Origin of the sequence: Paenibacillus doosanensis, assembly GCF_025060755.1 — a bacterium.
Lineage (GTDB): Bacteria > Bacillota > Bacilli > Paenibacillales > NBRC-103111 > Paenibacillus_S > Paenibacillus_S doosanensis.
Genome location: NZ_JANYUY010000075.1, coordinates 1 through 26249, shown reverse-complemented (window position 1 = coordinate 26249; position 26249 = coordinate 1). Strand labels below are relative to the sequence as shown.

Annotated in this window: 26 protein-coding genes, 1 pseudogene and 2 riboswitches; of the genes and pseudogenes, 5 read left to right on the top strand and 22 right to left on the bottom strand. The window is 58.4% G+C overall.

Annotation, left to right across the window (positions count from 1 at the left end):
• Positions 1-39: 39 nt before the first annotated feature.
• From N0M98_RS31210 to N0M98_RS31160, 11 genes and pseudogenes are all read right to left on the bottom strand, one after another.
• Positions 40-1479, bottom strand: coding sequence for a sensor histidine kinase (locus N0M98_RS31210; protein ID WP_249864371.1), 1440 nt, complete (start codon positions 1477-1479; stop codon positions 40-42).
• A 68-nt stretch (positions 1480-1547) separates the two neighbouring features.
• Positions 1548-1994 (bottom strand): EutP/PduV family microcompartment system protein, encoded by a 447-nt coding sequence (locus tag N0M98_RS31205; RefSeq protein ID WP_249864372.1) that lies wholly within the window; start codon positions 1992-1994, stop codon positions 1548-1550.
• A gap of 3 nt (positions 1995-1997) precedes the next feature.
• Entirely contained in the window at positions 1998-2339 is a 342-nt protein-coding gene (locus N0M98_RS31200; RefSeq protein WP_249864373.1) for a BMC domain-containing protein, read from the bottom strand.
• Positions 2340-2350: 11 nt separating this feature from the next.
• Entirely contained in the window at positions 2351-2629 is a 279-nt protein-coding gene (locus N0M98_RS31195) for a EutN/CcmL family microcompartment protein (protein WP_249864374.1), read from the bottom strand.
• 44 nt (positions 2630-2673) lie between these two features.
• Complete coding sequence (locus N0M98_RS31190; RefSeq protein ID WP_259620217.1) at positions 2674-3624, bottom strand: hypothetical protein; 951 nt, start codon at positions 3622-3624, stop codon at positions 2674-2676.
• A gap of 5 nt (positions 3625-3629) precedes the next feature.
• Complete coding sequence (pduL, locus tag N0M98_RS31185; RefSeq protein WP_259620216.1) at positions 3630-4418, bottom strand: phosphate propanoyltransferase; 789 nt, start codon at positions 4416-4418, stop codon at positions 3630-3632.
• Between the two features lie 5 nt (positions 4419-4423).
• Positions 4424-4711, bottom strand: a complete 288-nt coding sequence (gene eutM, locus N0M98_RS31180) for an ethanolamine utilization microcompartment protein EutM (RefSeq protein ID WP_079910915.1) — start codon at positions 4709-4711, stop codon at positions 4424-4426.
• Between the two features lie 139 nt (positions 4712-4850).
• Positions 4851-6344: an acetaldehyde dehydrogenase (acetylating) gene (locus N0M98_RS31175; RefSeq protein ID WP_259620215.1), complete on the bottom strand. Its 1494-nt coding sequence runs from the start codon at positions 6342-6344 to the stop codon at positions 4851-4853.
• A gap of 17 nt (positions 6345-6361) precedes the next feature.
• Positions 6362-6793 (bottom strand): BMC domain-containing protein, encoded by a 432-nt coding sequence (locus N0M98_RS31170; RefSeq protein ID WP_259620214.1) that lies wholly within the window; start codon positions 6791-6793, stop codon positions 6362-6364.
• A gap of 20 nt (positions 6794-6813) precedes the next feature.
• On the bottom strand, positions 6814-7470 hold the full coding sequence (eutL, locus tag N0M98_RS31165; RefSeq protein ID WP_249866208.1) for an ethanolamine utilization microcompartment protein EutL: 657 nt from the start codon (positions 7468-7470) through the stop codon (positions 6814-6816).
• A gap of 428 nt (positions 7471-7898) precedes the next feature.
• Positions 7899-8319 (bottom strand): annotated as a pseudogene (locus N0M98_RS31160) (cation:dicarboxylate symporter family transporter); the annotation flags it as partial.
• Between the two features lie 465 nt (positions 8320-8784).
• Between N0M98_RS31160 and N0M98_RS31155 the strand changes: the two are divergent.
• Positions 8785-9282 (top strand): NUDIX hydrolase, encoded by a 498-nt coding sequence (locus N0M98_RS31155; RefSeq protein WP_259620213.1) that lies wholly within the window; start codon positions 8785-8787, stop codon positions 9280-9282.
• Between the two features lie 478 nt (positions 9283-9760).
• Here the strand turns inward: N0M98_RS31155 and N0M98_RS31150 are convergent, their stop codons facing one another.
• The 9 genes from N0M98_RS31150 to N0M98_RS31110 all read right to left on the bottom strand — a co-directional run bounded on the left by N0M98_RS31150 (position 9761) and on the right by N0M98_RS31110 (position 19299).
• Complete coding sequence (locus N0M98_RS31150) at positions 9761-11119, bottom strand: MmgE/PrpD family protein (protein ID WP_259620212.1); 1359 nt, start codon at positions 11117-11119, stop codon at positions 9761-9763.
• Positions 11116-12270 (bottom strand): N-acetylcysteine deacetylase SmcP, encoded by a 1155-nt coding sequence (locus N0M98_RS31145; RefSeq protein ID WP_375295577.1) that lies wholly within the window; start codon positions 12268-12270, stop codon positions 11116-11118. Before N0M98_RS31145 ends, N0M98_RS31150 begins: the two co-directional genes overlap by 4 nt.
• 81 nt (positions 12271-12351) lie before the next feature.
• Positions 12352-13083, bottom strand: coding sequence for an amino acid ABC transporter ATP-binding protein (locus tag N0M98_RS31140; RefSeq protein WP_259620210.1), 732 nt, complete (start codon positions 13081-13083; stop codon positions 12352-12354).
• Between the two features lie 10 nt (positions 13084-13093).
• On the bottom strand, positions 13094-13765 hold the full coding sequence (locus N0M98_RS31135) for an amino acid ABC transporter permease (RefSeq protein ID WP_249864382.1): 672 nt from the start codon (positions 13763-13765) through the stop codon (positions 13094-13096).
• A gap of 22 nt (positions 13766-13787) precedes the next feature.
• Positions 13788-14621 carry an amino acid ABC transporter substrate-binding protein gene (locus tag N0M98_RS31130; protein WP_249864383.1) on the bottom strand — a complete coding sequence of 278 codons (834 nt, stop codon included), beginning with the start codon at positions 14619-14621 and terminating at the stop codon, positions 13788-13790.
• A gap of 27 nt (positions 14622-14648) precedes the next feature.
• On the bottom strand, positions 14649-15161 hold the full coding sequence (locus tag N0M98_RS31125) for an S-(2-succino)cysteine N-acetyltransferase (protein ID WP_259620209.1): 513 nt from the start codon (positions 15159-15161) through the stop codon (positions 14649-14651).
• Between the two features lie 60 nt (positions 15162-15221).
• Positions 15222-16544, bottom strand: a complete 1323-nt coding sequence (locus N0M98_RS31120; RefSeq protein WP_259620208.1) for an LLM class flavin-dependent oxidoreductase — start codon at positions 16542-16544, stop codon at positions 15222-15224.
• 418 nt (positions 16545-16962) lie between these two features.
• The gene (locus N0M98_RS31115) at positions 16963-18201 is read right to left on the bottom strand and encodes an MFS transporter (RefSeq protein ID WP_249864386.1); all 1239 of its coding nucleotides are present in this window, start codon (positions 18199-18201) and stop codon (positions 16963-16965) included.
• A gap of 468 nt (positions 18202-18669) precedes the next feature.
• Positions 18670-19299 (bottom strand): TetR/AcrR family transcriptional regulator, encoded by a 630-nt coding sequence (locus tag N0M98_RS31110; protein ID WP_259620207.1) that lies wholly within the window; start codon positions 19297-19299, stop codon positions 18670-18672.
• Positions 19300-19422: 123 nt separating this feature from the next.
• On the opposite strand from N0M98_RS31110, the gene N0M98_RS31105 reads away from it, so the two are divergent.
• Positions 19423-20595, top strand: a complete 1173-nt coding sequence (locus N0M98_RS31105; protein WP_249864389.1) for a nitric oxide synthase oxygenase — start codon at positions 19423-19425, stop codon at positions 20593-20595.
• Between the two features lie 102 nt (positions 20596-20697).
• Here the strand turns inward: N0M98_RS31105 and gcvH are convergent, their stop codons facing one another.
• Positions 20698-21096 (bottom strand): glycine cleavage system protein GcvH, encoded by a 399-nt coding sequence (gene gcvH / locus N0M98_RS31100; RefSeq protein ID WP_249864390.1) that lies wholly within the window; start codon positions 21094-21096, stop codon positions 20698-20700.
• A 226-nt stretch (positions 21097-21322) separates the two neighbouring features.
• Positions 21323-21427, top strand: a riboswitch (glycine riboswitch).
• 3 nt (positions 21428-21430) lie between these two features.
• A riboswitch (glycine riboswitch) is annotated at positions 21431-21558 on the top strand.
• 110 nt (positions 21559-21668) lie between these two features.
• Between gcvH and gcvT the strand changes: the two genes are divergently transcribed.
• The 3 genes from gcvT (at position 21669) to gcvPB (ending at position 25728) form a co-directional block, all read left to right on the top strand.
• Positions 21669-22766, top strand: coding sequence for a glycine cleavage system aminomethyltransferase GcvT (gene gcvT / locus N0M98_RS31095; RefSeq protein ID WP_259620206.1), 1098 nt, complete (start codon positions 21669-21671; stop codon positions 22764-22766).
• Positions 22767-22909: 143 nt separating this feature from the next.
• Complete coding sequence (gcvPA, locus tag N0M98_RS31090) at positions 22910-24271, top strand: aminomethyl-transferring glycine dehydrogenase subunit GcvPA (RefSeq protein WP_259620205.1); 1362 nt, start codon at positions 22910-22912, stop codon at positions 24269-24271.
• Complete coding sequence (gcvPB, locus tag N0M98_RS31085) at positions 24268-25728, top strand: aminomethyl-transferring glycine dehydrogenase subunit GcvPB (RefSeq protein WP_259620204.1); 1461 nt, start codon at positions 24268-24270, stop codon at positions 25726-25728. Before gcvPA ends, gcvPB begins: the two co-directional genes overlap by 4 nt.
• Before the next feature lie 151 nt (positions 25729-25879).
• Here the strand turns inward: gcvPB and N0M98_RS31080 are convergent, their stop codons facing one another.
• Positions 25880-26071, bottom strand: coding sequence for a hypothetical protein (locus tag N0M98_RS31080; RefSeq protein ID WP_259620203.1), 192 nt, complete (start codon positions 26069-26071; stop codon positions 25880-25882).
• Between the last annotated feature and the right edge of the window lie 178 nt (positions 26072-26249).

Genomic DNA, 26249 nt, shown 5'->3' with positions numbered 1-26249 from the left:
GCTCTCCATTTATTCTCCCGCCGCTTGCTCGCCGCGCTTCTACGTCTTGGACAGCGGGAACGTAAGCTGAACGTCGGTACCGCGGTCGCCCGAAGCCATGCGCATGACGCCGCCCAAATTTTCCGTGACCAGCGTCTCGGTAATTTTCAGCCCGAGATGACCTCTGCCGCCGCTCCGCCTCTCCGCCGGAATCATCCCTGCGCCGTTGTCGGACACGCGCACCGTGGCGATGCGTCCGGCCGCTTGGAGCTCGATCTCGATCTCTCCGCTATCCCTGTCCGCAAACGCATGAACGACGCAATTTTGCACGAGCTCGTTGACGACCAGCGCCAGCGTCGTAGCCGTATCCGAGGCCAGCGGCAGCTCGTCGCCGTACAGCTTAACCCGAATCGACTGATCCGGCTTGGCCGAAGAGGAGACGATGTTTTTGGCGATGCGGTCTACGACATCGATGAACCGGATCGTATCCAACCCGTCGAAGGCAAGCATTTCGTGAATAATGGCGATACTGTTAATCCGGTTTATGCTGTCCCGGTAGACGGTCTTTACTTCGTCGAGCCGGGTTCGGCGCATTTGCAGACGAAGCAGACTGGAGACGGTCTGCAAATTATTTTTGACCCGGTGATGAATTTCCTTGATCACGGCCGACTTGATCATCAGCTGCTTATCCTTCTCCTTCAAATCGGACACGTCGCGGATCAGCATCAATCCCCCGACCGCGCGTTGCTCCTTGTAGATCGAGACGGCCTTCAGCTCGAAGGCTTTGCTCGCAATTTGGACCTCCTCATGGTAGATCCCGCCGTGACCGATAATTCTGCTCCCTTCCAGCTTGCCGTGAAACAGCTCTTGAAGAGTACAGCGCTTGACTGCGGCGGCTTCGGAACGACCGAGCCCCTGCAGCATCGCAAGAGCCCGCGGATTCGTATAGGTGACGCGTTCCCGCTCGTCGAACAGCACGATTCCTTCATGCATCAGCAGCGGCATGCTGCCGTCCGACATCGCCATATTCAGCAGCGTTTCGGTAAGCTGCTCCGTCGTCTCCATCAGCTGCTCGACGTGCTTTTCCTGCTCCAGCCGCTCCGAGATGTCCTGCTCCATAATCAGCGCGCCCAACACCTTCCCGCTTTTCGCCCGGATCGGGACGACATGCTGCTGCATCGCGATATGCTCCTGGGACATGCCCCGCGAGCCGAGCACCTGCTGGCCGGAGAGCAGACAGAACATGACGGCGGGCTCGTTATGCGCGTAAGCGTATTGGCCGACCACCGACGTCTTATAGAGCGACGGGGCCGTAGCCGGATGCGCCTGGGCCACTACCAGCGCCGTTCCCGGGTCCGGGAGCGGGCAATCGATGAATACGTCGGCCTGCGAAACGTCGGCAATCAGCTGCAGATGGCCGGCCAAATCCTCGATGACGGCGGCCTCGTCTGCGGATAATAACGTGCGCTCCGCGCACATGGCTGCAATCGATAGCGTCATGGTCGTCTCCTCCGCATTTGAGGATTGAATTTGTGAAGCATTCTCAACCGGCTTGCATCGCTTCAAGCTCATCTGCCCGGATCGACGATCGGCAGCAGCAGCTCCTTCAATTCCTCAATCCCGGCGCCGCTCGCAGCGGACGTCAGCACGATCGTTCCCTCCGGCAAAGCTTGCCTGAGCAGCGCTACGGCTTTACCCGCGTCCGCCTGCGGATGATCGATCTTCGTGACGGCTCCGCAGGCTTTCACAGGGAAGCCGCCGGCAAAGCCGGGAGGAAAATAGTTGCGGCTGCGCGTCGCATCCTGCACGAGCAAAATGCCTGCCGCCTGATGGGACGTCGCCATAAGCGAACGGTAATACAGCGGATTCTCGCTGTATTCTCCCGGCGTGTCGATCAGCCAATCCCGGTAAACGAGACTTTGCGTTTTGACGGCGGGCCGGCTCTCGCCGAACAGCGCCTTGACGAGCGTCGATTTGCCTGCGCCGACGGCTCCGATGATCATAATTTTTCTCATAGCTCAAGACCTCGTCAGCGGAGCGATGGAGAACTGCAGCTTTTCCTGCAAAAACGCATTCACCGCCTCCACGGCCATCTCCACGGCCGACACGTCCCCGACGATTACCAGCGAGCCGGTAAACCGGTCCAAATAGCCGATGTCCACGCCGGCCGCCTTCGTCGCAATATCGGCGGCGATAATCGCCGTCTCCGTCGGCGTCAGCGTCAAAATGCCGAGCGCGTTGGCGGTCTCAATCCCCAGCTTCGTGTACAGCACCGGATCGGGATTGGCGATGACGTGGGCCAGCGTAAGCTGCTTGCCCGGCACGTATTCCTGGATTACCCGCTGCTTTGACTGTTCCATGCTTCCCCTCCTTATTCGGTATCGTCCGTGACGTCAAAGCTGTCGACAATGCCTACGATCATGGCGTCGATCGGCACCATCTTGCCGCTGAACAGCACGCGCGCCGGGCTGCCCCGAGATACGATGACCTTCTCGCCGACCCCCGCCCCGATCCGGTCGGCGGCAATGACGCTCTGCCCGGCCTCCGCATCCTTGAAATCGATCGGCTGCACGACCATCAGCTTAAGATTGTCCATGCCTTCTTCTTTTTGCGTAGCCCATACGCTGCCTATCACTTTACCGAGAAACATGGCTCTCCCCCGTTTCGCCTTTCTCCGTAACCCGCTCGCTTTCGCTAACCGCCTTGCACATAACGCAGCCTGATGCCCGCATCGCTCAGTAAATCCCGGGCCAGCGGAGATACGATCGTCCGCGCCGTAATGTACAGCTCTTCCGCCGCTCCTTGCTTGAGCTGCGCCCTCACCCATTCGGCGGTCAGCAGCCTGCCATCGAACCAGCGTGCGTCTCTCGCGGCGGCGGTGACGCTGCTTCCCCGCTCCGGCGAGGCGGCCGCAGGCGCATCCCGTTCCCGCTCTGCCGGACCGGCATGCGCCGAGGCGGCAAGCTGCCTTCCCCGCGGTTCGCCTTGCTCCAACCGACTCCGCTCGGCTATAGAACGGCGATCGGCTTTCTCCTCTTCCCTGCGCAGCGCGGCACAGTGTTCCACCACATGCTCCGCCAGCTGCTTCTGCGGCGCGAATCGTGCGCCGAGCCGGCGGAGATCCTCCTTATAGCGCCCGAACACATCCGCGTAACCTTTCGGAAGCGCCAACGTGCGGAGCGTACGGCGATCGGCCCGCTTCAGTCCCGGAGCATCGTCGCCAATCAGCACGAGCTTCTCTAGCGTAAGCGCAGCAAAAAGAATCTCCGCCTTGACCGTACCCTTCAGCCCCGCTGCGGCTCTGGCGGCATTGTCGAGATCGATTTCGGGAATGACGATGCCGTCGTAATCGAGCGGAAGCTCGATAGGGGCCGGGGCGTATTCATCGGCGGCAATGATTTTACCGGGACCCCCGCATTCAATTTTATGCAGACCAAGCCATGATGAGGTCTCTCCGTCCAAAAATAACATATCGAAACAAACGTTATGATTCGCAAGCGTTATGAAATGATCGGTGAAAGCCTCATGGGCCGTACTGTCGCAAAAAATATACAGCACCTTCGGCCGCTTCACCGCCTCTGCCTGCATCGATATGACGAGCTCGCGAATGGTCGCCTCGAGCCACTGCTTCATCTCTTTCTCCACCGTCCTCACCCCCTCAAGGCTTCCGTAATACAGCCGTTTTTGCCGATTAGCCGGACGACATCCCCGGTGCGGAGCTGGGCCGCATTGGCTTCGTCGGTATCCAGATGCAGATCGAGCGAGAAATGCTCATGAATTCGCGCAACCACATCGGCAAAAATGACCGGGCGCTCGCCCAACGTTTGCACGATCAGCCCGTCGCCCTGCTCCACCTGCAGCCGGCTTGCCTCTTCCGGCGACAAGTGAACGTGATTTTTCGCCACGATCAATCCTTGCTTAAGCATTATCGCTTGCTTCGGGCCGATCAGAGCGATTCCCGGCGTATCCTCAAGCTGTCCCGACAGCCGGAGCGGAGGGTGAACGCCGAGCGTAAACCCGTCCGTGCGCGAGACCTCCACCTGAGAGCTCCCCCGCGAAGGTCCGAGAATGCGCACGTTCCCGATGACTCCCTTGGGTCCGGCCAAAGTCACCGTCTCCTCGGCGGCAAACTGGCCTTTTTGCGAGAGCTCCCGCCACGGAGTCAGCCGGTAGCCGCTGCCGAACAATAGCTCCACATGCTCCTCGGACAAATGCACATGCCGATTTGATACCCCTACCGGTATGTTAGGTATAGCGGACTTGCTCCAATCCAGCCGGATCGGGGGAGAATCGTCTGCCTTGCGGTTCAGCCGGATTCCTCTGCTCTTCAGGAAGTCTTCCGCAGCCGGAGTCAGCTTATCTTCTGCTGTCACAGGGTAAGGATTCGGAATGCCCTTGGCCAGTTGGGCGCGCAGAGAAGTCTCCGTTATTAGCGCCATACTTTTTATCCTTCAAGCTTGGGCAAAATAAATTCGATATCCGAATGCGGACGCGGAATAACATGAACCGAGACGAGTTCCCCTACCTTCTCCGCCGCAGCCGCGCCGGCATCGGTCGCCGCCTTGACTGCGCCCACATCGCCTCTGACCATGACGGTGACCAGACCTCCGCCGACATGCACCTTGCCGATCAGCTTCACATTCGCTGCCTTGACCATCGCATCCGCCGCCTCAATGGAGCCGACTAATCCTTTCGTTTCCACCATGCCGAGCGCCGCCAGTTCTCCTGCCATTTGAGATCATCCTCCTCGAATTGAATTATGTAGCGTATTTCTACCTTCCAACGCGTGAGATACTTGCCAATCGCAGCTTGAGCCGCTTGAGCCTGCGAAGAACGTCCGGATTTCCGGCCGCCTGATTGCCAAACCCGCTCTATTTCATCTGCAGCTCGGTTAAAACGCTCTTGACGATCTGCAGCACTTCATCGCGGGAGATACCCAGCTTACCCGATGCTTGCAGCTTCCGAGCCTCCTGCTCCACCGCCGATGTCACGGCTTCGCGGGAGTCTGCCGGCTCCATCTCGCGGATGCCGAAGGCGACCCGCTTCACATTAAGCAAATGCTGCGGACCGATGTTGTCCGACGTAATGTTATTGCCCATGGAACCGCAGCCAAGCGTCAGCGACGGCATGATGCCGGTAGTTGCTCCGATGCCGCCGAACGTCGTACCTGCATTGACGACAATGCGGGAAGCGGGTTTCTCCAGCCCGAATGCTTCAATGACCTCCTCGTCGTCCGCATGAATGCCGAGCGTATGCCCTAGCCCGCCGAGCTCCAGCAGCTCTATGCATCTGCGGCAGCCTTCCCGCCAATCCTGTACGGTGTACAGCGCGAGCAGCGGGCTCAGCTTCTCCATCGAGAACGGATGCTCCCGCCCTACCGCCGTCTCCTCGGCGACTAATACCCGCGCATCGGACGGGACCGAGATGCCTACCATCCGGGCGATGACCTGAGGGGAACGGCCGACCACCTTCGGGTTCAGCCCGCGCTCGGTCAGCAAAATCGATTCGATATTTTGCTTCTCCTGCTCGTTTAAGAAGTAAGCGCCCTGCCGTTTCAATTGATGCACGAGCTCCGCCTTGACGGCTTCGTCGGCGACAATCGCCTGCTCCGAGGCGCATATGGTCCCGTAGTCGAACGTCTTGCTCTCTAAAATATGTCTAACCGCTGCCCCCACATCCGCACTGTGATGTATGTACACCGGCACATTGCCCGGCCCTACGCCGAACGCCGGCTTGCCCGAGCTGTAGGCGGCCTTCACCATCGCCGTTCCTCCCGTCGCCAGAATGACGTCGGTCAGCTTATGCTTCATCAGCTCCGCACTCGCCTCCATCGAAGGCATCGTCAGGCAGTGGATCAGCCCGGCTGGCGCCCCCGCCTGTTCGGCCGCCTCGCGCATCAGCCGCGCCGCCTCCTGCGAACAGCGAAGTGCGGACGGATGCGGGCTGATGACGATGGCATTGCGCGCTTTGAGCGCAATGATGCATTTGAACATGACGGTCGACGTCGGATTCGTCGAAGGGATAATGGCGGCGACAATGCCGACGGGCTGCGCGATCTCCCATACCTTGCGCTCCTCATCCTTACGGATGATGCCTACCGTCCGTATCCCTCGGATCGCCTCGTACACGTCCCGTGCGACAAAGCGGTTTTTGGCGGCTTTATCGGCAGCATTGCCGAAGCCGGTCTCTTCCACGGCAAGCGTGCCGAGCCTATCGGCATGGTCTTCCGCCGCGCGCGCCATCGCCGCCACGATCGTATCGATCTGCTCCTGCGTCATCGTCTCCAGCCGCTTCTGAGCCTGCTTCGCTTCCTGCAGGCAGCTGCGAACCTGCTGAATGGCCTGTAAATCCGGATCAAGCTGCATACTGCCTCTTCACCTCCTTATTCCTCCTGATCATGGCCGCCGGATAAATCGTCACTGCCGCCAGAGGAACGATGGCCCGTATCCGGCTTCTCTGCCGCTGCGGCACCGTCTGCATTCGGAGTATCTTGTGCGGCTTCAGCCGATTCCACCTCCAGCTTCTCCGGCCACTGCTTAGCCAGCATCGCGTACACCGACGCGTCGGGCCGCGGAATCACATGTGTAGACAGCAGCCTGCCGACGCGCCTGGCCTGTGCTTCACCGGCTTCCACCGCCGCCTTCACCGAAGCTACGTCCCCCACAATATAGATCGTGACTATGCCTGCATCGGCTTTCTCGAACGTCGTCACCCGAACGTCCGCCGTCTTGGCGGCGGCATCCGCTGCCGCTATAAGCGCCGGTATGCCGAGCGTTTCGATCATGCCGAGCGCCAGCCCGTTCCATAGACTCATGCTTCTTCACCCGCCTCGCTTTAACCTGGTTTGACCGGCTGCCGGGCGACGCCGCGCACCGCCTCTGCGAAAGCTTCCGCCGCCGCCGCGCACGCCGACTGGCTGCCCGTTAAAAGTCCTCCGGCAAAATTCGTTTCCGTCGGAGGTCCGTAAAACTGGCATAATCTTACATCCGCCGCTTTCATTGCGGCATCCAACCCGTAGACGGCTTCGAGCGGCGGTGCGATCAAATAAGCCAGCGGCTCTCCCTCGGCAATTCCTGCGGTCTGGGATAAGTATGAGCCGGTTCTGGATACGACATGAGCGTAGTAAGCGTGGGTTCCCTCCTCGTTGAGGGAATAAAAGCACGCTCCGCCAGCCATAAACTCCATAGCCGCCTCCAGACCGCTTCTCACCTCCGCCGGCGTTTCTCCGCCCAGCATCCCGATAAACTCCCCGGACAGCGGGCCAGACGCATGTCCCGAGCCGGCATAAAAGGAACGGGCATACACCACTTCCACCGCCGCCTTCTTCGTCGCCTCATCGATCGCCGTATAGCCGACGTCGTCGATCGTAGAGGTAAGCAGCCCGAGGCTGCGGATATGCGGCTTCAGCTCCAGCTTGGCCGCCAGCTCCTTATCCACGTTCGGTATGATTCTGACGGCAAGCGGTACGGCGCGGATCGGTTGATCGCTCACTCCCTTCACCTCTTCGCTTCGTTTTTCGATCTCCACTTCTGGCGCACCCCTGAAAATGCAAAAAGATGCCCGGGATCGAAGCCGGACTGTTGTCTTCGCTTCTTGCTCTCCCAAGGCACCGTTGCCTTAAACGCTATTCTTTTTTGCTGATCTTACCATTATTGTAAAATGGATCGCGGATTTTTGCAAGCGTTATCATGCCGATATTCCAGCCTCATCATTGACTTCATTTATCCGTGATGCTTCTACATCATATGCAGAGCCTTCTCCGGTTATACCCGTCCGCCGGGTTGAAACTGCATCGCCCGCAGGTGGCCTCGCTCCGGTGATATGGAATTGCTCTGCGCCATGACAGCGGAGGTCGCAACCTCCACGAGGATGAAGGCAGAACTTCTTGCCCCCCCAGCCCGTTTGTTATTTTTGTCAAGCTACTTCCTGCCGCTTTGCCGCACCTCGCGGATCGAGACGATGTAATGTTTGCCTTTGACCGCATCGTACTACCCTTCCCATTTGGACATGACCACCGCGGCCAGCGAATAGCCCAGCACGTTGACCACTGTGCGCGCCATATCGAGAAATACGGTCGATCCCGGCGATGAAGGCGAGTCCCTCGATCGGAATGTTGACCGAGCCGAGCGTTGCCAGCAGTACGACGAAGCTGACTCCGGGCACGCCCGCGATGCCCTTGGAGGACATCATCAGCACGAGCAGCAGCGTAATTTGCGAGCCGATCGGCATAAGGATGCCGTACATTTGCGCTATGAAAGTAGCGGCAAGAACCTGATAGAGCGTAGACCCGTAGAGATTAAACGAGTATCCCGTCGGAATGACGAACGAAGCAATCGCCCTGAAGCGGGAAAAATCCGTCTACAATGGCGGCCGCTTACGCTGCTTCAAATTTCAACCCGCTCTCCCGCCACTTGTTCATCATGTTTTTAAAGATAGTATGGTTTTCCTCATTTTAAAGAGGCATCTACGCCATTCGACAAAAATCTACGCAGCCGGCTTAAAAAATAGCAAGATTCGAAAAACAGGAAAACCTTCGGTACAATAAACTAGAGCGATGAATGAATTCATAGGAAGTGCTGTATTTGAAAGAGCTGCTTACCGCGCTATTGTTGATGATTAGTCCGCGCGCTGCTGTCCGAGCTCGGAATGATCGGTGAAACCGGAAGCCGCGATCTGCTCGACATGCTCGAGCTGCAGAACGGCTCCGATCCGTCTTCGACACAGACGAAAATCAACACGAAGAAATTCGTGCAGGTGCTGTAAAATAGATTAGCTAGTTTCAGATGAACCTAAGGGAGGATAAGAATGGCTGATCATATCGACAATTTTTATCGGCATATAGGGGTTTACGGAATTTGTGTGTCCGACGAACGTATTCTAGTCATTCGAAAACGATTAGGCCCCTATACCGGCAAATATGATTTGCCTGGCGGCCGATTGGAAGCAATGGAATCCTTGGAGCAAGGAATGATCAGAGAATTTCGGGAAGAAACAGGTTATGCCGTTCAAAAGCTGCACAATATCGGTGCCTGCGATTTTTCCGTGATATGGAAATTACCTAATAATACAGTGGAGAATTTACATCATATTGCTATTTTATATAAAGTAGCTATTGATTCAGAGGAGACAACTGCACCCATTGAATCGTTCGATGGGCAAGACTCAGATGGGGCCGTGTGGCTGGCTCTCGATGAAGTGACTTCTAACAATTCATCGCCTCTCGTGCTGCAGGCGCGTGAATGGTTACATACAGGAACTATTCCCGTCGAGAGCGGTGCATTCGATTATACGGCTTCGGCTTAGCTAAAACTCCAACGGACACAGCAGCCGTTATTTACGCCAAAATCGGCATTTTAGATTTCTAACGGACCTACGTGCCGCTATCGAGATGAACATGCATCTATTGGAAGCGGATGAAGGTAAATAAGCGCTGTGGCGACCGTTATGATATGAAAACGGTAAATTGCAGCCAATAAGCGTCCGTCATGTCCGTTAGCTTTTCACAGCGCATAAAAAGCCGGTGAGAAGCCCACCCTCCTGCGCCATAGACTGTACCGCCGGCCTACAGAGCAGCCCGTAAAGAGGAACCCCCTGACTTCGATGCTGCGGCGTGTCCCCCAATAGAATAACGTTGCAAGGATGACCAACCCCGCAAAGCGTGAATTGGCTCCAAACGAAGAACATTCAGATACTTGGCGAGATCCTGCGGATATTTATATATTCCATGCCGCCGAAAAAGGCCGCCAAGCTATAAGCCCTGGCGGCCTTCCCTACTCGTCCGTTACAACAGTTCCAGCAAACGCTCCACATCGGCTGCGGATTGCAGCCGCGCGATCGTATCTAGCAGCGCCGCGGCGCGGGCCGGCTCGGCCGCCAGGGCGCCCTCCAGCTTATGCCGGAGATCCTCCGGCGTCAGCGCATTGCCCGGCGCGCCGCGAGGGCAGTCGATCCGCTCGCGGAAGCTGCGCCCGTCCCGGGCGGTCACTTCGACGATCGTATAGCGCCCTTTCGGCACCGCGTGCGGAGCCGGCTCGATGCTATCGTCGTACACCCTGCGGATGCGGGGCAGCAGCTCGAGCAGATGCGGCGCGATCGGCTTGCTCGCGAAGCTGTCCACCGACAGCGGCTCGCCCAGTAGCGCAAGCGCGGCGACGTACTCCACGCTGAAGCGCCCCTGCTCGCCGGTGCGCGGCTGCCGCTCGATCAGCGCGGCGTCCCCGCCGGTCGGGATGACGATATCGACCCGGCCGATATCGTCCGCCGCCAGCGGGTGCTTTTGCCGCAGCAGCACAGCGGCGTCGGCGGCGTGGTGGGCCGCCGAGCAGAACGGATAAATCTTGAACCACAGTCCCGGGTTCACGATCCGCCAAGACTCGCCCCAGCCGTCCAGCAGATTCGCTTCGGCCGCGGCCAAATCGCCGTAGACGCCGAAGAAGCCCGCCGTCCCGTCCAAAGCCTGAAGCGTGCCGCCGAAGCCCGCTTCCGTCAGCTTCACCGCCAGCAGCGCCGCCTGCGCCGCCATGCCCGCATGGAGCGGCTTCGTCTCGGTGCCGAACTGGTTGCGCAGCCCGCCCGCCTGCGTCGCGGCGAAGCCGATCGCCTTCTGCAGCCGCTCCTCCGTGAAGCCGAGCAGGTAGCCTGCAGCCGCGGCGGCGGCAATGCCTCCGAGCGTGGCGGTATTATGCCAGCCGCGCAAATAATGCTCCGCGCCGATCGCCCGGCCGAAGCGGGCCATCGTCTCGACGCCGATGACATAGGCGGCGAGCAGTCTCTCGCCGCTTACGCCGCCCGCGGCCGCCGCCGACAGCAGCGCCGGCAGGATGACCGTGCTCGGATGGCCGCGGACATCCGAATGCACGTCGTCGTAGTCGAGGGCATGGCCGATGTAGCCGTTGAGCAGCGCCGCTTGGCGGAAGCTGCTCTTGCGCCCCTGCCCGACGACGGGAACGTCCTCGCGGCCGCCCTCGGCCTCGGCCACGCTCCAGAGCCGCGCGATGCCCTCGTCGTCCCGCGCGGCGAACGCGGAAGCGAAGTAATCGGTCAGCCCCATTCTTGCGGCCTGCATCGCTTCCTTGTTCCGCTCCGGCCGGGACTCGGCGATAAGCCGGGCCAGCTTTTGAGTCAATCCGCATTCATTCATGTCCATCTCTCCAATACGTTCACTGCCAGATCGGCGAAATATTGCGCGCCGACGACCAGCGCGTCCTCCTGCAGCGTAAACGAAGGATGATGCCATTCCTCCGTGCCGCTCGTTCCCATCCATACGAAAAATCCGGGAATCTTCGTCTGATAAACGGCGAAATCTTCGCCCCCGAGCGTCTGCTCGGCTTCCACCGCGCGATAGCCCAGCCCTATGGCCGTTGCCGCGGCCACATCGGCAAACCGGGCGTCGTTATCGACCATCGGCAAATACGGGAACCAGCGGAAATCGACCCGCGCTCCGTACCCGGCCGCTATGCCTTCGGCGATGCGCTTCATCATCCCCGGAATCGCTTCGCGCGCTTCCGCCTGGAAGGTCCGGACTGTGCCTTCGAGGCTCACTTTGTCCGGGATGACGTTCCAGGCGCTGCCTCCCTGAATGCGGCAGACGCTGACGACCGCATTGTGCAGCGAGCTGATATTGCGGCTGATGACGGATTGCAGCCCGCTGACAATCTGGCTCGCCGTAACGATAGGATCGATGCTGTTATTCGGAATGCCGGCATGGCCGCCGACCCCGATCACATCGATCTCGAAGCGATCTACGCTGGCCATCAGCGGTCCCGTACGGACGCCAATCGTCCCAACGGGCAGATTCGGCTTGTTATGCATCCCGAAGATCGCTTCCACGCCTTCGAGAGCGCCCGCGGCGAGCAGCTCCTTCGCTCCCGACGCCGTTTCCTCCGCCGGCTGAAATATAAAGCGTACGGTCCCGCGCAGCTCCTCGCGGCGCTCCTTGAGCAGCATCGCCGCTCCGATGATCGCCGCGGTGTGGAAATCATGGCCGCAGGCATGCATTTTGCCATGAGTTTTGGATGCGAAAGGCAGTCCGGTCTGCTCTACGATCGGCAGCGCGTCGATGTCGGCGCGAATCGCAATCGTCGGCCCCGGATGCGCGCCGCGAATTTCCGCAATTGCGCCAAGCTTAAGCTCCGGCCGCTCCGCGAGCGGCACTCCCGCTTCCTCCAGCCAGCCGCGAATGCGCCGCGTCGTCTCGTATTCCTCCATCGACAGCTCCGGGTTCTCATGCAGCTCGCGGCGCATCTTCGTCAGCTTCTCCAGCAGCCCGGCCTGCTTTTCGTTAAAGGTCATTGCCATGATATGAAGCTCCTCCCTGTGACTTAGACAGAAAGGGACCTAAGGAGAAGCCTCCCAGTCCCTTTCTGCCTGTCGTTATCCTATTTGCTGCAAAAAGCGCTTCGTCCGCGGATTTTGCGTATGATCGAACAATTGCTCCGGCGTCCCCTGCTCTACGATGTTGCCGTCCGCCATGAAAATGACTTGATCCGCCACCTCGCGGGCGAACGCCATCTCATGCGTAACGATAATCATCGTCGTCTGCCGTTCGGCGATGCTTTTAATGACTTGAAGCACCTCCGCCACCAGCTCCGGATCGAGGGCCGACGTCGGCTCGTCGAGCAGAATCGCGTGCGGATTGACCGCCAGCGCGCGGGCGATCCCGATGCGCTGCTGCTGGCCGCCGGACAGCGTAATCGGATAATTGTCCGCTTTGGCGGTCAATCCGACCTGCTCCAGCAGCTCCATCCCGATCTTGCCTGCCTCGGCCGGTTTCATCTTCTTGGTGACGATGAGCGATTCGGTAATGTTTTGCAAGGCCGTTTTATTTTTGAACAAATTATAGTTCTGGAATACCATCGCCGTCTGCTGCCGGAGCAGATGCGCTTCCTTGCGCGAATAGCTCTTGGCGTCCAGCGCGGCCTCGCCGATCTGGATCACGCCTTCGTCCGGCGTCTCCAACAGATTCAAGCAGCGCAGCAGCGTCGATTTGCCCGAACCGGAAGGTCCGATAATGGCAACCACTTCGCCGCGCTTCACTTCGATATCGATCCCGTCCAGCACGACCAGATCTTTAAACTTTTTGCGCAAATTCGTCACTTTAATCATCGGAGCCCTCCTAGCTTGTATAAGGTTTGTTGATTTTCCGTTCCAAGAGCTCCTGCAGGAGGCTGTAAATGATCGTCAGCACCCAGTACACGATGGCGATCGCCGAATACGTCTCGAAAAACTTCAGCGAAGCCGTAGCGATCATCTTTCCTTCGGCGAACAGCTCGGCTACGCCCAGCGTAAAAGCAAGCGAGGTTTCTTTCACCAGAGCGATGAACTGGTTGCCGGTAGCGGGAATGGCGTTGCGCGTCGCTTGCGGCAAAATAATGCGGCGAAACGCCTGCGCCCGCGTCATCCCGACGGAAAGGCACGCTTCCATCTGGCCTTTTTCCACCGATGCCAAAGCAGCCCGAAAAATTTCCGCCAAATAGGCGGAGTTTTTCAAGCTGAGGCCGATGATGGCAGCCGTCAACGAATCCAAAGCGCTGAAGGACGGAAACAGCTGCGGCAGCCCGTAATAGATCAGAAAGAGCTGAACCAGAGTCGGCGTTCCGCGGAAAAAAGACGAATACAACGATGCCAACTGGTATATAACCGGCGTTTTATTCTTGGTCAGTATGGCGATGACGTAGCCGATAACAATGGCGAATATCATCGAAACGACGGCCATCAGGATCGTGATCGGAATATATTTGATTAATATGGGAAAAGCGCTCAACATCGCTTGCAGATCAAAATTCATCTTTCCCCGCACCGCCTAACTGTTAGTTTGCTTTTTTCACTGTGACGTCTTCGTCAAAATATTTTTCGGACAATGTTTTGAGCGTGCCGTCTTGGCGCAGCTCGTCCAGAGCTTTGTTAAACTCTTCGCGGATCTTCGCATGCTTCTCGTCTTTGGCGAACGGGAAGCCGACTTCTTCGTAGACGAACGGCTCGCCGGCCAGCTTGAGCGGCAGCTTGTTCTTCTTAATTTGCGCCAGCAGCACGTTGCGGCTGTTCACATAGGCGTCGACGCGGCCATAAGCGACATCGTTCATCGTGCCTTCTTGCGATTCATAGGTTTTGATTTTGATTTGCTTGTCCGGATCTTGCTTCTCCAGGTTTTTCGCATGGTTGGAGCCAAGCACGACGGCAACGGTTTTGCCTTTCAGATCGGCAACGGAATGAATCTCGTTGTTCGTGTCCTTAACGACGACTTGCGAGCCCGCGTAAGCGTAGGTTTGCGTAAAATCGTATTTCTCCTTACGTTCCGGAGTAATGGCGACCTGGTTCGATACCGTGTCCAGCTTGCCGAGCTCCAGCTGCGCCATCACGCCGCTGAATTCCGTCAGCTGCCATTCGACCTTGTATCCGAGCTTCTTGGCGACCGCTTCCACCACTTCGACGTCAAAGCCTTGCAGCTTGTCGTCTTCCTTGTATGCATAAGGATAGCTTTGTCCGGTTGCGCCGACGCGCAGCACCTTCTGCTCCTGAGCCGCGGTAGCGGAACCGCCGCCGGCCGCGGGAGCCGCTTCCTGACCTTTCGTGCCGCATGCGGACAATACCAGCAGTACCGTCATCATCAGCAGCGCAATCCATGCTTTTCCTGTATGTTTCATCGTTCGTTTGTCTCCCCTTAGGTTCTCTTATTGTTTGTCTTGCAGCAAGTCGGGACGCAATATTTTACGCATGAATACGGTAATATGCCCTTTGCCCAAATCTTTCTCGCCGATCCGTTCGTACCCTTTGCGCTCGTACATGTCAATCAGCCACGGATGCTTGTCCGCAGTGCCGAGCGTCACGCCCGGAGCTTTCAGCGTGTCGCGGATGACCGTTTGCTCGACCCACTCGAGCAAGGTCGTGCCGATCCCCTTCTTCCCTACCGCAGGGTCGACGGCAAACCACCAAATATGCGGCAGGCCGGCAGGTCCCGGCTGCGGTCCCCACGGCATCCGAACGGATACCGTAGCAATGATTTTGCCGTCGTCTACGAGCACGTAGCAGGCATTGTTGCGAATATTTTTCTTGACCGTCTCCAAATCCGCCGTTGCCGCCGCAAAATGGATGCCAAGCTGACGAATCGGCTCGTAAGCTCGTAAGGATACATCCAGCAGTTCCGCTGCATCCTCTTCGGTCGCTAATCTGAATTGTTGCGTCACGTTATATGCACCTCGCGTTGTCGCCGCCGTTTCCTATGAATATCCAGCAATGCGGCTTACTTATTGATACCGGTTGACAGGCGCCTCCAGACCCAGATGATCCCTCAGCGTGCTGCCCTCGTATTCGGTCCGGAACAAACCTCTCTCCTGCAAAATCGGAACCACCTTGTCGACGAACAGCTCCAGTCCTTCCGGCAGCAGCGGCGGCATCAGATTGAAGCCGTCGCATGCGCCCTGCGTAAACCATTCTTCCATTTTATCGGCGAGCTGGACAGGCGTTCCTACGAAAATATGATGTCCGCGGGAGCCCGCGATATATTGATAGAGCTGACGGATCGTCAGATTGTCACGCTTCACCATATCTTTAATCAGCTGGAAGCGGCTCTTGACCGCGTTGACCTCCAATTGATCCAGATCGGGCACAGGACCGTCGAGCGGATATTGGCTCAGGTCGAAGCCGCCGAGATACCCGGACAAAATTTTCAGGCCGACCGAAGGAATGATCAAATCTTGAAGCTCCTGGTATTTGGCCTTCGCCTCTTCTTCCGTCTCGCCCAAAATCGGGAAAATTCCCGGCATGATGCCGACGTCTTCCGGAGCGCGGCCGTAAGAGACGACCTTGCTCTTCACGCTCTCATAGAAAGCCTGCGCGTCCTTCAAATTGTTCTGCGTCGTAAAGATCAGCTCCGCCGTTCTGGCAGCCAAATGCTGGCCGGGCTCGGACGAGCCTGCCTGAATGATGACCGGATGCCCCTGCGGCGGTCTCGGCACATTGAGCGGGCCGCGAACCGAGAAAAATTCGCCCTTATGGTTCAGCTCGTGCAGCTTGTCCGGCTCGAAGTAGACGCCGGCTTCTTTATCGCGGATTAACGCGCCTTCTTCCCACGAGTCCCATAAGCCTTTGACCACTTCCACGAACTCTTCCGCGCGCTTATAGCGCTGGCTGTGCTCAAGATGCTCTTCCTTCGTGAAGTTCAGCGCCGTCAGCTCGATGGACGAGGTCACGACGTTCCAGGCCGCCCGGCCGCCGCTGATATGATCGAGCGAAGCGAACTGGCGCGCTACATGGAACGGTTCGCTGTATGTGGTAGAAGCCGTCGCCGCGAGTCCGATCTTGCTGGTCACTCCCGCGAGCGAAGCAAGCAGGGTGAACGGCTCGAACCGGGCGAGTACGTTCGGGTGAGAATCCGCTGTGATGGACAGGCTGTCCGCCAAAAACAGCATATCGAGCTTGCCCCGCTCCGCCGTCTTTGCCAGCTCCTTGAAATAGTCCAGATTGATGCTGCCGTCGGCCTGCGCCTTCGGATGGCGCCAGGAGGCTACATGATGTCCGGTCCCCGCCAGGAAAACGCCGATTTTCAAATGCTTCTTCTCGTGTCTCATGGATAATCGTGCTCCCTTACTATTAAATCTCACTCAATGAGTAGGAATTAGAATGAAAAATCAATTCAAAATTGACTGTTTCGACATTTTTTATATAAATTCGACCCATCCAGATCGCGAAAATGCGCTGGAATCAGTTGTTTTTCTTCTTTTTCTCTGCTGAAAGAGTTAATTTATAAATCATATCGAATTAGTCGGTTTAAAGCTGTGAAAAAAACTATGTTTTTTCATTTTAGCCCCGACCTATTTTTGTGTCAAGGCTTTTATTTGATCGCCTGGCAGCCTGCGAGCAGCTCCTCGCCGAGTCCCGCCAAAAAAAGAACACGACCAGCCTGATTATATAAGCGGACGGACCTCTTCCCAAGCAGCAAAAAACCCTCCGTCATCCTTATTAAGGACAGGAGGGCTGCTAGTTTCATTAGTGCCATGATTTTTGCACGGCGGACGGAACTTCTCTCGTTCCTGGCGCACCGGCTGCAGTCTTTCTGCCGAAATACATCGACAGCATAAAGCTGCCCAGCAAGATCACCGCACCGAAAATATACGGAATATCCAGATGAATATCGTATAAAATTCCGGCCAGAGCGGGACCGAAAATATTCCCGAGGCTCATGTAAGCATTGTTCATCCCCGCGACGAAGCCCTGCTCTTCTCCGGCCATTTTGGACAACAGCGTGTTGATCGCCGGGCGCATAATGGACGTCAGCGTGAAGAAGAACAGCGTTACGAGCAAAATGTACCAAAAATTGCCCGACAGCAGCATCAAAATCAGCGATACGGCAGACAATAAAAAGGTCGTATTAATAAGCGTTCTCTCGCCGAAGCGGCGGATCAGCTTGTCGATCACCACAGCTTGAATCACGGCGCCGACCAAAGCTCCGACCGTAATTAAAATCGAAATGTCGCGCGCAGTGAACGAATATTTCTTATCCACGAAGAGCGGGAAAATCGCCTCGAAATTGGCCAAGCCGAAGGTCAGCGTAAAAATAAGCAGCAAATAAATAAAATACGGCGCACGGAACGATTGGGCGAATTGGCTCAGCAAGCTTTCCTTTTGAACCACCTTGCCGCGGTTGGCCATCCGCGCTTCCTCGGACAGCGATTCCGGCAGCAGCAGCAAGGAAGTGATCATCGCCAATGCGCCTACGCCTGCGGATACATAGAACGGCGTGCGCAGCCCGAGCTCAGCCAGAAAGCCGCCGATGCCCGGCCCGATAACGAATCCCAGCGACATTGCTGCGCCGAGCATCCCGAGGCCCTTGCCCCGCTTCTCTTCCGTCGTAACGTCGGCAATGTAAGCCATGATAGACGGAATCATCGATGCAGCTCCGATCCCTCCGAGCAAACGGGAGGCGTAAAGCATCCAAACTTCGGAGGCTGCGGCGAAAATAAAGTTGGACAATGTAAATAATACAAGTCCGGATACAATCATCACTTTGCGGCCGTATTTATCCGACCACTCCCCGGCTATAGGCGAGCACAGAAACTGCGTTAGTCCGAATGCGGCGACAAGATAGCCCGCCGTGCTGCCTCCTGCTCCGAACTCCTTAAGAAATTCCGGAAGTACGGGAATAATAAGACCGATCCCCAGCATGGCAATGAACATATTGGCCATCAGCAGAATGAGCGGGGATGTGCGGCTTGAAACGGAATTCATCGCATTGATCTCTCCCTTATCTGTAAGCTTCCTATCCTTTTCTCTATAACCATGCGACGGGTGACTCTAAAACTTTACGATATAAATTGACTCAAAGTCAAGTTGTGAGACGGCTTTACTCAAACATTACCAAATCTCCGCAGAACAAATCCCCCAAAAGCCATCCATGCCGCTACGCGGCACCACAGACAATGGAAATGGGGTACCAAGAGTAATTTCCAGGGTAGTGACGTGATGCTCTGAAGCTTATTCCGTCCGCATCAAGCCTAAGCTGGATCGGCGTCTAACCATTCCTCTGGGGGAGACCCCGGATATCCACAGGATTTTGCTGCGCATCATTTCCTAAACAAAAAAAAGCCGGCGGCTCTCATAAGGAAAGCGTCCGGTTTTATCTTTTAAGGCTTGAATTCTGTGTGGAGAAAAATATCCGCTCGAAAGACGCCGGGTCAACGCCGGAGCGCGTCTCCGCTATCTTGCAACAAAGTAACGAAGGATGCTCTGGGCATCGAATCTGACATACAGCTCCCGGCGTTTGAATAATGTAGCGGAGCGGATGCAGGACATTAAGACTAGCGAATGCTGACGCGGATCTCCGTCCAGAATGCTTCCTTCCTTCTGCCCTTCGCGGAACAGCGCGGCGATAATATCCAAATTGTCGGAAATGCGTTCGCGCACCGACTGCTTCAACTCCTCGCCGATACTATCGGAGGTCAAAATCTGATCGATGAACATCTGATGGAACAGCGCATCGTCCCATTGGTTGCGCAGCATATTTTCCACGAGTGCGGTCAGCTTCTCCAGGGCGGGCCCCGGCAGCTTGACTACCTGCTCCAGATGATGCCGGAGGCTGTCCAGGTTTTTATTGAGAAGGGAGGCGAATAGTTCCTCCTTGGATTGAAAATAATTATAAACTAGCCCGTGACTAATCCCGACTTTGGCGGCGATGTCGGAAATTTTGGTCGCCTCCAGCCCTTTTTGGGCAATCAACTGCACGGCTACGGATAAAATTTGCTCGCATCGCTCTTTGCGCGCTTCCTGATCTCTCTCGACATTGCGAGGCAAATCCCTCACTCCCTTATTGGCAGGCCGATTTTCCATACATCATATCGCCGGTCCGTAATGTTGTCAAATTGCCAAATATGGCGCGGAACAGCGCAGCCCAAATGCAGTATAGTAGAAGCATCGGAATAAGCAGAACGCATGGAAAGCAGGAACCGCAGCATGACAGATAACCATCGGAAGCGGCTTGCGGAAGCCGCCGGCTTTATCCAACAATACAGCTCCGAAACGGGTCTCTCTCAAGAAACGGCGGAGCGCCGCATCGCCGAAATCGCCGACTCGCTGGAGCGGACGGGCACTTACCGGCAGACCGCAGAGGAATTAAAATACGGCGCCAGACTGGCTTGGCGCAACAACAGCCGCTGCATCGGCAGATTGTTCTGGCCTTCGCTGGAGCTGTTCGACGCCCGGCATCTGGAGACGGAAGACGCCATAGCCGAGGCTCTATTCCGCCATATTGAATACGCGACGAACAAAGGCCGCATCCGGCCGGCCATCACCGTGTTCGCCCCGGAGTCGGAGGAACGCCGAATTCGGATATGGAACCACCAGTTGATCCGCTATGCCGGATACGAAACCGGACAAGGGATAGTCGGCGACCCTTCCTCCGTCGCCTTCACGAAGCAGTGTATGCGGCTCGGCTGGAGAGGCCGGGGCACTCCGTTCGACGTGCTGCCGCTCATCATTGCGATAGGAGACCGCGAACCGAAATGGTACCCGGTGCCTCCCGAGCTGGTATTGGAGGTACCGCTCGTTCATCCTGAGCTGGAACGATTCTCCGAGCTCGGACTGAAATGGTATGCGCTCCCCTGCATATCGGACATGCTGCTGGAGGTCGGCGGCGTGAAATATACGGCCGCGCCGTTTAACGGGTGGTATATGGGGACGGAGATCGGCGCCCGCAATTTATCGGATGCAAGCCGGTACAACCAGCTGCCCCGAATCGCCGAGCTGATGGGACTGGACCGTTCGAACCCGGCCGGTCTATGGAAAGACCGCGCGCTAGTGGAGCTGAACACCGCCGTGCTGTATTCGTTTAAGCTAAAGGGCGTCAGCATCGTCGACCATCATACGGCCTCGGAGCAATTCATGCGCTTCGAGCGTCAGGAAGCGGACGCCGGACGCGCAGTCAACGGCAAGTGGTCGTGGTTGATCCCGCCGATGTCCCCTGCCGCCACGCCGATCTGGGACCGCTACTTCCACGAGAATAAGGAGCTGAGGCCCGCTTTCTCCTACCAGCCGGTTCCTTATGGGAACGAATCGGCTGCGGAGGTCGGCGCAAGCGCAGAGGCGGATGCGCCGGCCGGTTCCTTACGGCGGTGCCCGTTTCATTAACGGGCGGACTTCGCCCGTTCCGCCGCCTGCCGGGCAAGCTCACCGGCCCGCAAGCCTTCGCCGCCGGAGCGCCGGAGCGTTACGCTCTCCCGGATCGGTTGTTTAATCGCCGTCGGCGATATAAGCCTCATACCGCTCGGGGGCGAGCAGACCGGCCAGCGCTTCGTCCAACGCTCCGCCGACCTCTACCTCCACTATCCATCCGGCGTCGTAAGGCTCCCGGTTCACCAGCTCCGGCGAGTCCAGCAGCGCCTCGTTGACGGACAGCACCTTGCCGTTGACCGGGCTGAACAGATCGGAGACGGTCTTCACCGACTCGATCGTGCCGATCGCCTGGTCGGCTTCGATCTCCTCCCCCGCTGCGGGAAGCTCGACAAACACGATATCCCCGAGCTGCCGCTGGGCAAAATCCGTTATGCCGATCTTTACCGTTGCCGCCCCTGTCTTCCGCACCCATTCATGCTCCCCGGTATAAACCAAATCCGCTCTGACTTCACTCATCGCAGCCACTCTCCCTACATATAATGGTAGTATAAGAAATGTATTCGGTGTTCCGTTCGAGCATGCCCATCGTATCGCCCGCCGGCTCGTCCGGAAGCAACAGGCCGGATAACGGACATACACCCAGATAAATAGTCGGACTTTTCAGAACTATCGTCAACTTCCGCCTTACCCGATCATATGATGAACCATAGGCTATCTATTCAATATGCGAATCAATATGCGAATGAAAGCAATGGGAGAGATTGCTGCAGCCGGGGCTTCAGCGACGCCGAAGGAGTAAGCCTGCGGAGCAGGTGAATCTCTCAGGCAAAAGGACCATTGCCGGACGCGCCTCTGGAGAGAATCCCTGCGAACGGCTTCGCCTTCGCGCAAGGGATCGCCCAAGGGGAAACTCGCGCAGACGCGAAAACCGGCTTAGGACAAAACGCGCGAGGTAACTCTCAGGTACAAGGGACAGAGCGAAAAGGACCGTTTGTATACATGCGTACCCGTTTGTATACACCGCCTTTTTCGACCTGTCCTTTTTCAGGCTGACCCGCCTGTCAACAACCGGATAAGGGGTGATTCATATGGCAGGGCTCAAAAGAACACCGCTATTCCCGCAGTACCGGGCTTTTTCCGAAATGCGCCGCATCGACTTCGGAGGCTGGGAGCTGCCCGTCCATTATTACGGCATTCAGCTGGAGCATGACGCCGTAAGACAGCAGGCCGGGCTTTTCGACGTAAGCCATATGGGGGAAATTTACGTTACCGGACAATTCGCCGAAACGATGCTGCAGCGGTTGACGACCAACGATCTCGCCCGCCTGCACGACGGCAAGGCGCAATATACGCTGATGTGCCAGGAGGACGGCGGCGTTGTCGACGATCTGCTCGTGTACCGGCTGTCTGCCGATCAGTTCATGCTGGTTGTAAACGCCGCGAATGTGCAGAAGGATATCGATTGGCTGGAGGAGCATCTGATCGGGGACGTGACGCTGGATAACCGCTCCGACGCTACGGCGCTGCTGTCGCTGCAAGGGCCGAAGGCGCAGCGTATTCTTCAGTCCGTAACGGACGCGCCGCTCGATAAGCTGAAGCCGTTTCATTTCATCGGAGAAACGGAGGTGTGCGGCCTGCCCGTCCTCCTGTCGCGCACCGGCTATACCGGCGAAGACGGCTTCGAGCTCTATGTAGGCGCCGATTCGGCTTGCGGCTTGTGGAGCCGCCTGCTTGAAGCCGGAGAGCCCGCCGGACTGCTGCCGGCCGGACTCGGCGCGCGCGATACGCTGCGCTTTGAAGCCGCGCTGCCCTTGTACGGCCAAGAGCTGTCGGCCTCGATCAGCCCGCTGGAGGCCGGACTGCTGCCTTTCGTCAAATGGTCGAAGGGAGATTTTATCGGGCGCGATGCGCTTCGCCGCCAATTCGCCGAAGGCATTCCGCGCAGATTGGTCGGCCTGGAAATGCGGGATCGCGGCATTCCCCGCGCGCATTATCCCGTCTGCGACGACGATGTCCGGATCGGCGAAGTGACCTCCGGCACGCAGTCGCCGACATTGAAGCGAAGCCTCGGGCTCGCCTTGGTTCCGGCGGCGTATGCGGAGCCGGGAACGGAGCTGCAGGTGGACATTCGTGGCAAGCGGCTGAGAGCCGAGGTTGTCCGCACGCCTTTTTACCGCAGAGCCTGAAAGGGCGAAGAAAAGTCCCCTGCGATGCCCAGTTGATCTGCCAATCGCTGTTGAAATCGGATTCTTGACGGCCCGTCCCCGCCGTCCGCCGCAGCAGCGGATCGGCATCCGTATATCTCAAACAGAAAAGGAGCCTGAGGCCGATGAGCGGCAAGCACCGTTATTTGCCTATGACAGATGAGGACAGGGACGATATGCTGCGCACGATCGGCGCCGCATCCGTCGAAGATTTGTTCCGGGACATCCCGGCATCGATCCGCTACCAAGGCGCGCTGCCTATGTCGGAAGCGCTGGATGAGCTGTCGCTGATGAAGCATATGCAGGAGCTGGCCGATCGCAATGCGGACAGTTCCCGCCGGATCAGCTTCCTCGGCGCCGGTCTTTACGACCATCACATCCCGGCCGTCATCCGCCATATCGTCTCGCGCTCGGAGTTCTATACCGCGTATACGCCTTATCAGCCGGAGATCAGCCAAGGCGAGCTGCAGGCGATCTTCGAGTTCCAGTCGTATATATGCGAGCTGACGGGCATGGCCGTCGCCAACGCCAGCATGTACGACGGCGCGACCGCGCTGGCCGAGGCGGGAGCGCTGGCGTGCGGCGCCGCGAAGCGCAAGCAGCTCGTCGTCTCGCGGACCGTCCATCCCGAGGCGCGAGACGTGCTGCGGACGACCGCGCGCGGGCTCGGGCTGGACGTCGCCGAGATCGGTTACACCCCGGAGGGCGTCACCGATCTCGGCGAGCTGCGGGCGGCGGTGTCCTCCGCCACGGCCGCCGTCATCCTCCAGTCGCCGAATTTCTTCGGCGGACTGGAGGATATTGCCGCAGTCGAGCCGATCGTTCACGGCTCGAAGGGGCTGCTCGTCGTCAGCGCGAACCCGCTGGCGCTCGGGCTGCTTGAGGCTCCGGGCAAGCTCGGAGCCGATATCGTCGTCGGCGACGCCCAGCCGCTCGGCATCGCCCCCTCCTTCGGGGGGCCGACCTGCGGCTTCTTCGCCGTCGCCGAGCCGCTGATGCGCCGCATCCCGGGGCGAATCGTCGGCCAGACCGCCGACCGCGACGGAAGGCGCGGCTTCGTGCTGACGCTGCAGGCGCGGGAGCAGCATATACGGCGCGACAAGGCGACGTCCAACATCTGCTCCAATCAGGCGCTGCTCGCCTTGTGCGCGTCCGTCTATTTGTCCGTCATGGGCAAGACGGGCATCCGCGAGGCGGCGGCCCTGAACGTGCACAAAGCGCATTACGCCGCCAAGCGGCTCTCCGCGATACCGGGCGTGACGATGCCGTTCGCCGCCCCGTTCTTCAACGAGTTCGCGTTGAAGCTGCCGCCGGGTACGAATATTCCGGCGCTGAACCTTCGGCTGCTGGAGGCCGGATTTATCGGCGGCCTCGATCTTGAGCCTTATGACCGGGCGCTGCAGAGCCACATGCTGCTCGCGGTCACCGAGAAACGGACCCGGGACGAAATCGACGACTTCGCCGGGCGATTGGAGGAGCTCCTATGATCAAAGACAAAGCGCTGATATTCGAGATGAGCCGGCCGGGGAGAATCGCTTATTCGCTGCCGCCGTGCGACGTGCCGCAGGCCGAGCTCGGCGAGTGCATTCCGGCCGCCATGCTAAGAAGCAAGCCGGCCGAACTGCCCGAAGTATACGAAGTGGACGTCATCCGTCATTATACCGAGCTGTCGAGGCGCAACTTCGGCGTCGATAACGGCTTCTATCCGCTCGGCTCGTGCACGATGAAATACAATCCCAAAATCAACGAGGATGCGGCCCGGCTTCCGGGGTTTGCGTTCATTCACCCCTACCAGCCGGAATCCAGCGTCCAGGGGGCGCTGGAGCTGATGTATACGCTCCAGCGGGATTTGGCCGCCTTGACCGGCATGGACCAGGTTACGCTGCAGCCCGCCGCAGGCGCTCACGGCGAATGGACCGGCCTCATGATGATTCGCGCTTATCATGAGAGCCGCGGAGAGACCCGCCGCAAGGTCATCGTTCCGGATTCGTCGCACGGGACGAATCCGGCCAGCGCCGCCATCGCCGGCTTCCAGACGGTGACGATCCCGTCCAACGCGGAGGGGCTCGTCGATCTGGACGCGCTGCGTGCGGCCGTCGGGCCGGATACCGCCGCTTTGATGCTGACCAATCCGAGCACGCTCGGCCTGTTCGAGGAGCATATCGAAGAGATTGCGGAGATTGTTCATCAGGCCGGCGGCCTGCTCTATTACGACGGCGCCAACTGCAACGCGATTATGGGCATCGCGCGGCCGGGAGACATGGGCTTCGACGTCGTCCATCTGAACCTGCACAAGACGATGAGCACGCCGCACGGCGGCGGCGGACCCGGCGCAGGACCGGTCGGCGTGAAGAGCACGCTGGCGCCGTACTTGCCGAAGCCGCTCGTCGCACGGAGGGACGACGGCTCGTATTATCTCGATGCGGACCGCCCCGAATCGATCGGCAGAGTCAAAGCCTTCTGCGGCAACTTCGGCATTCTCGTCCGCGCCTACGCCTACATCCGCTCGTATGGCCCCGAGGGGCTGCGCGAGGTGTCCGAATGCGCCGTGCTGAACGCCAATTACATGATGAAGCGGCTCGCCCCGCATTACGACATCCCTTATGCCGGGCGCAGCTGCAAGCATGAATTCGTCATGTCCGGGCGCGCTCTGAAGAAATACGGCGTGCGCACGCTGGACGTCGCCAAACGGCTGCTCGACTTCGGCTACCATCCTCCGACGATTTATTTTCCGCTCAACATCGAGGAATGCCTGATGATCGAGCCTACGGAGACGGAGAGCAAGGAAACGCTCGACGCGTTTATCGAGACGATGATCCGCATCGCCCGGGAAGCCGAGGAGCAGCCGGAGCTGCTGCTGGAGGCGCCTCACGATACGCCCGTCCGCAGGCTGGACGAAACGGCGGCGGCCCGCAAGCCGGTGCTGAACTGCACCTGCGGATGAGCTGCCGCTCCACTCCCCGCGCTTCGGTGTATCATATCGTCCGGCGCTTCGCTCGCCCGCCAAAGCCGCCATAGCCGTCATAGCGTAGCCATCATAACGAAGCCGCACGGCCCGCTTCAAACCCGGCTGTCGTACGCCGCCACCGGACCGTCTACGACGTCCAAAACCGGGGCAGCCACGGCCGGTTCGCCGCCAGCAGCTCCCGGCTGCCCTCCATCGCGGCGCGGAACGTCAGCTCGTGAACGTCCCCATGCAGCCGGCACAAGCTGCCGACGGGACCCGGCAGCTCGCCGGACGGTCTCGAGACGATCCCGCTCGCCGATACATCCGCCAACGTCTCCACGACGGCTCCCCCGGATATCCACAGGAAATGGCTGCGCATCATTTCCTTAACAGTAGGGTAAGACGGGGGATTACTCCCCCGGACTCCCCGCCAAACCGTGCAAGCGGATTTCCCGCACACGGCTTTCCTTCGTCAGTTCCCCATCTTCAGGAGTGAGCCGTCTTCCTCCGTCGCCGGA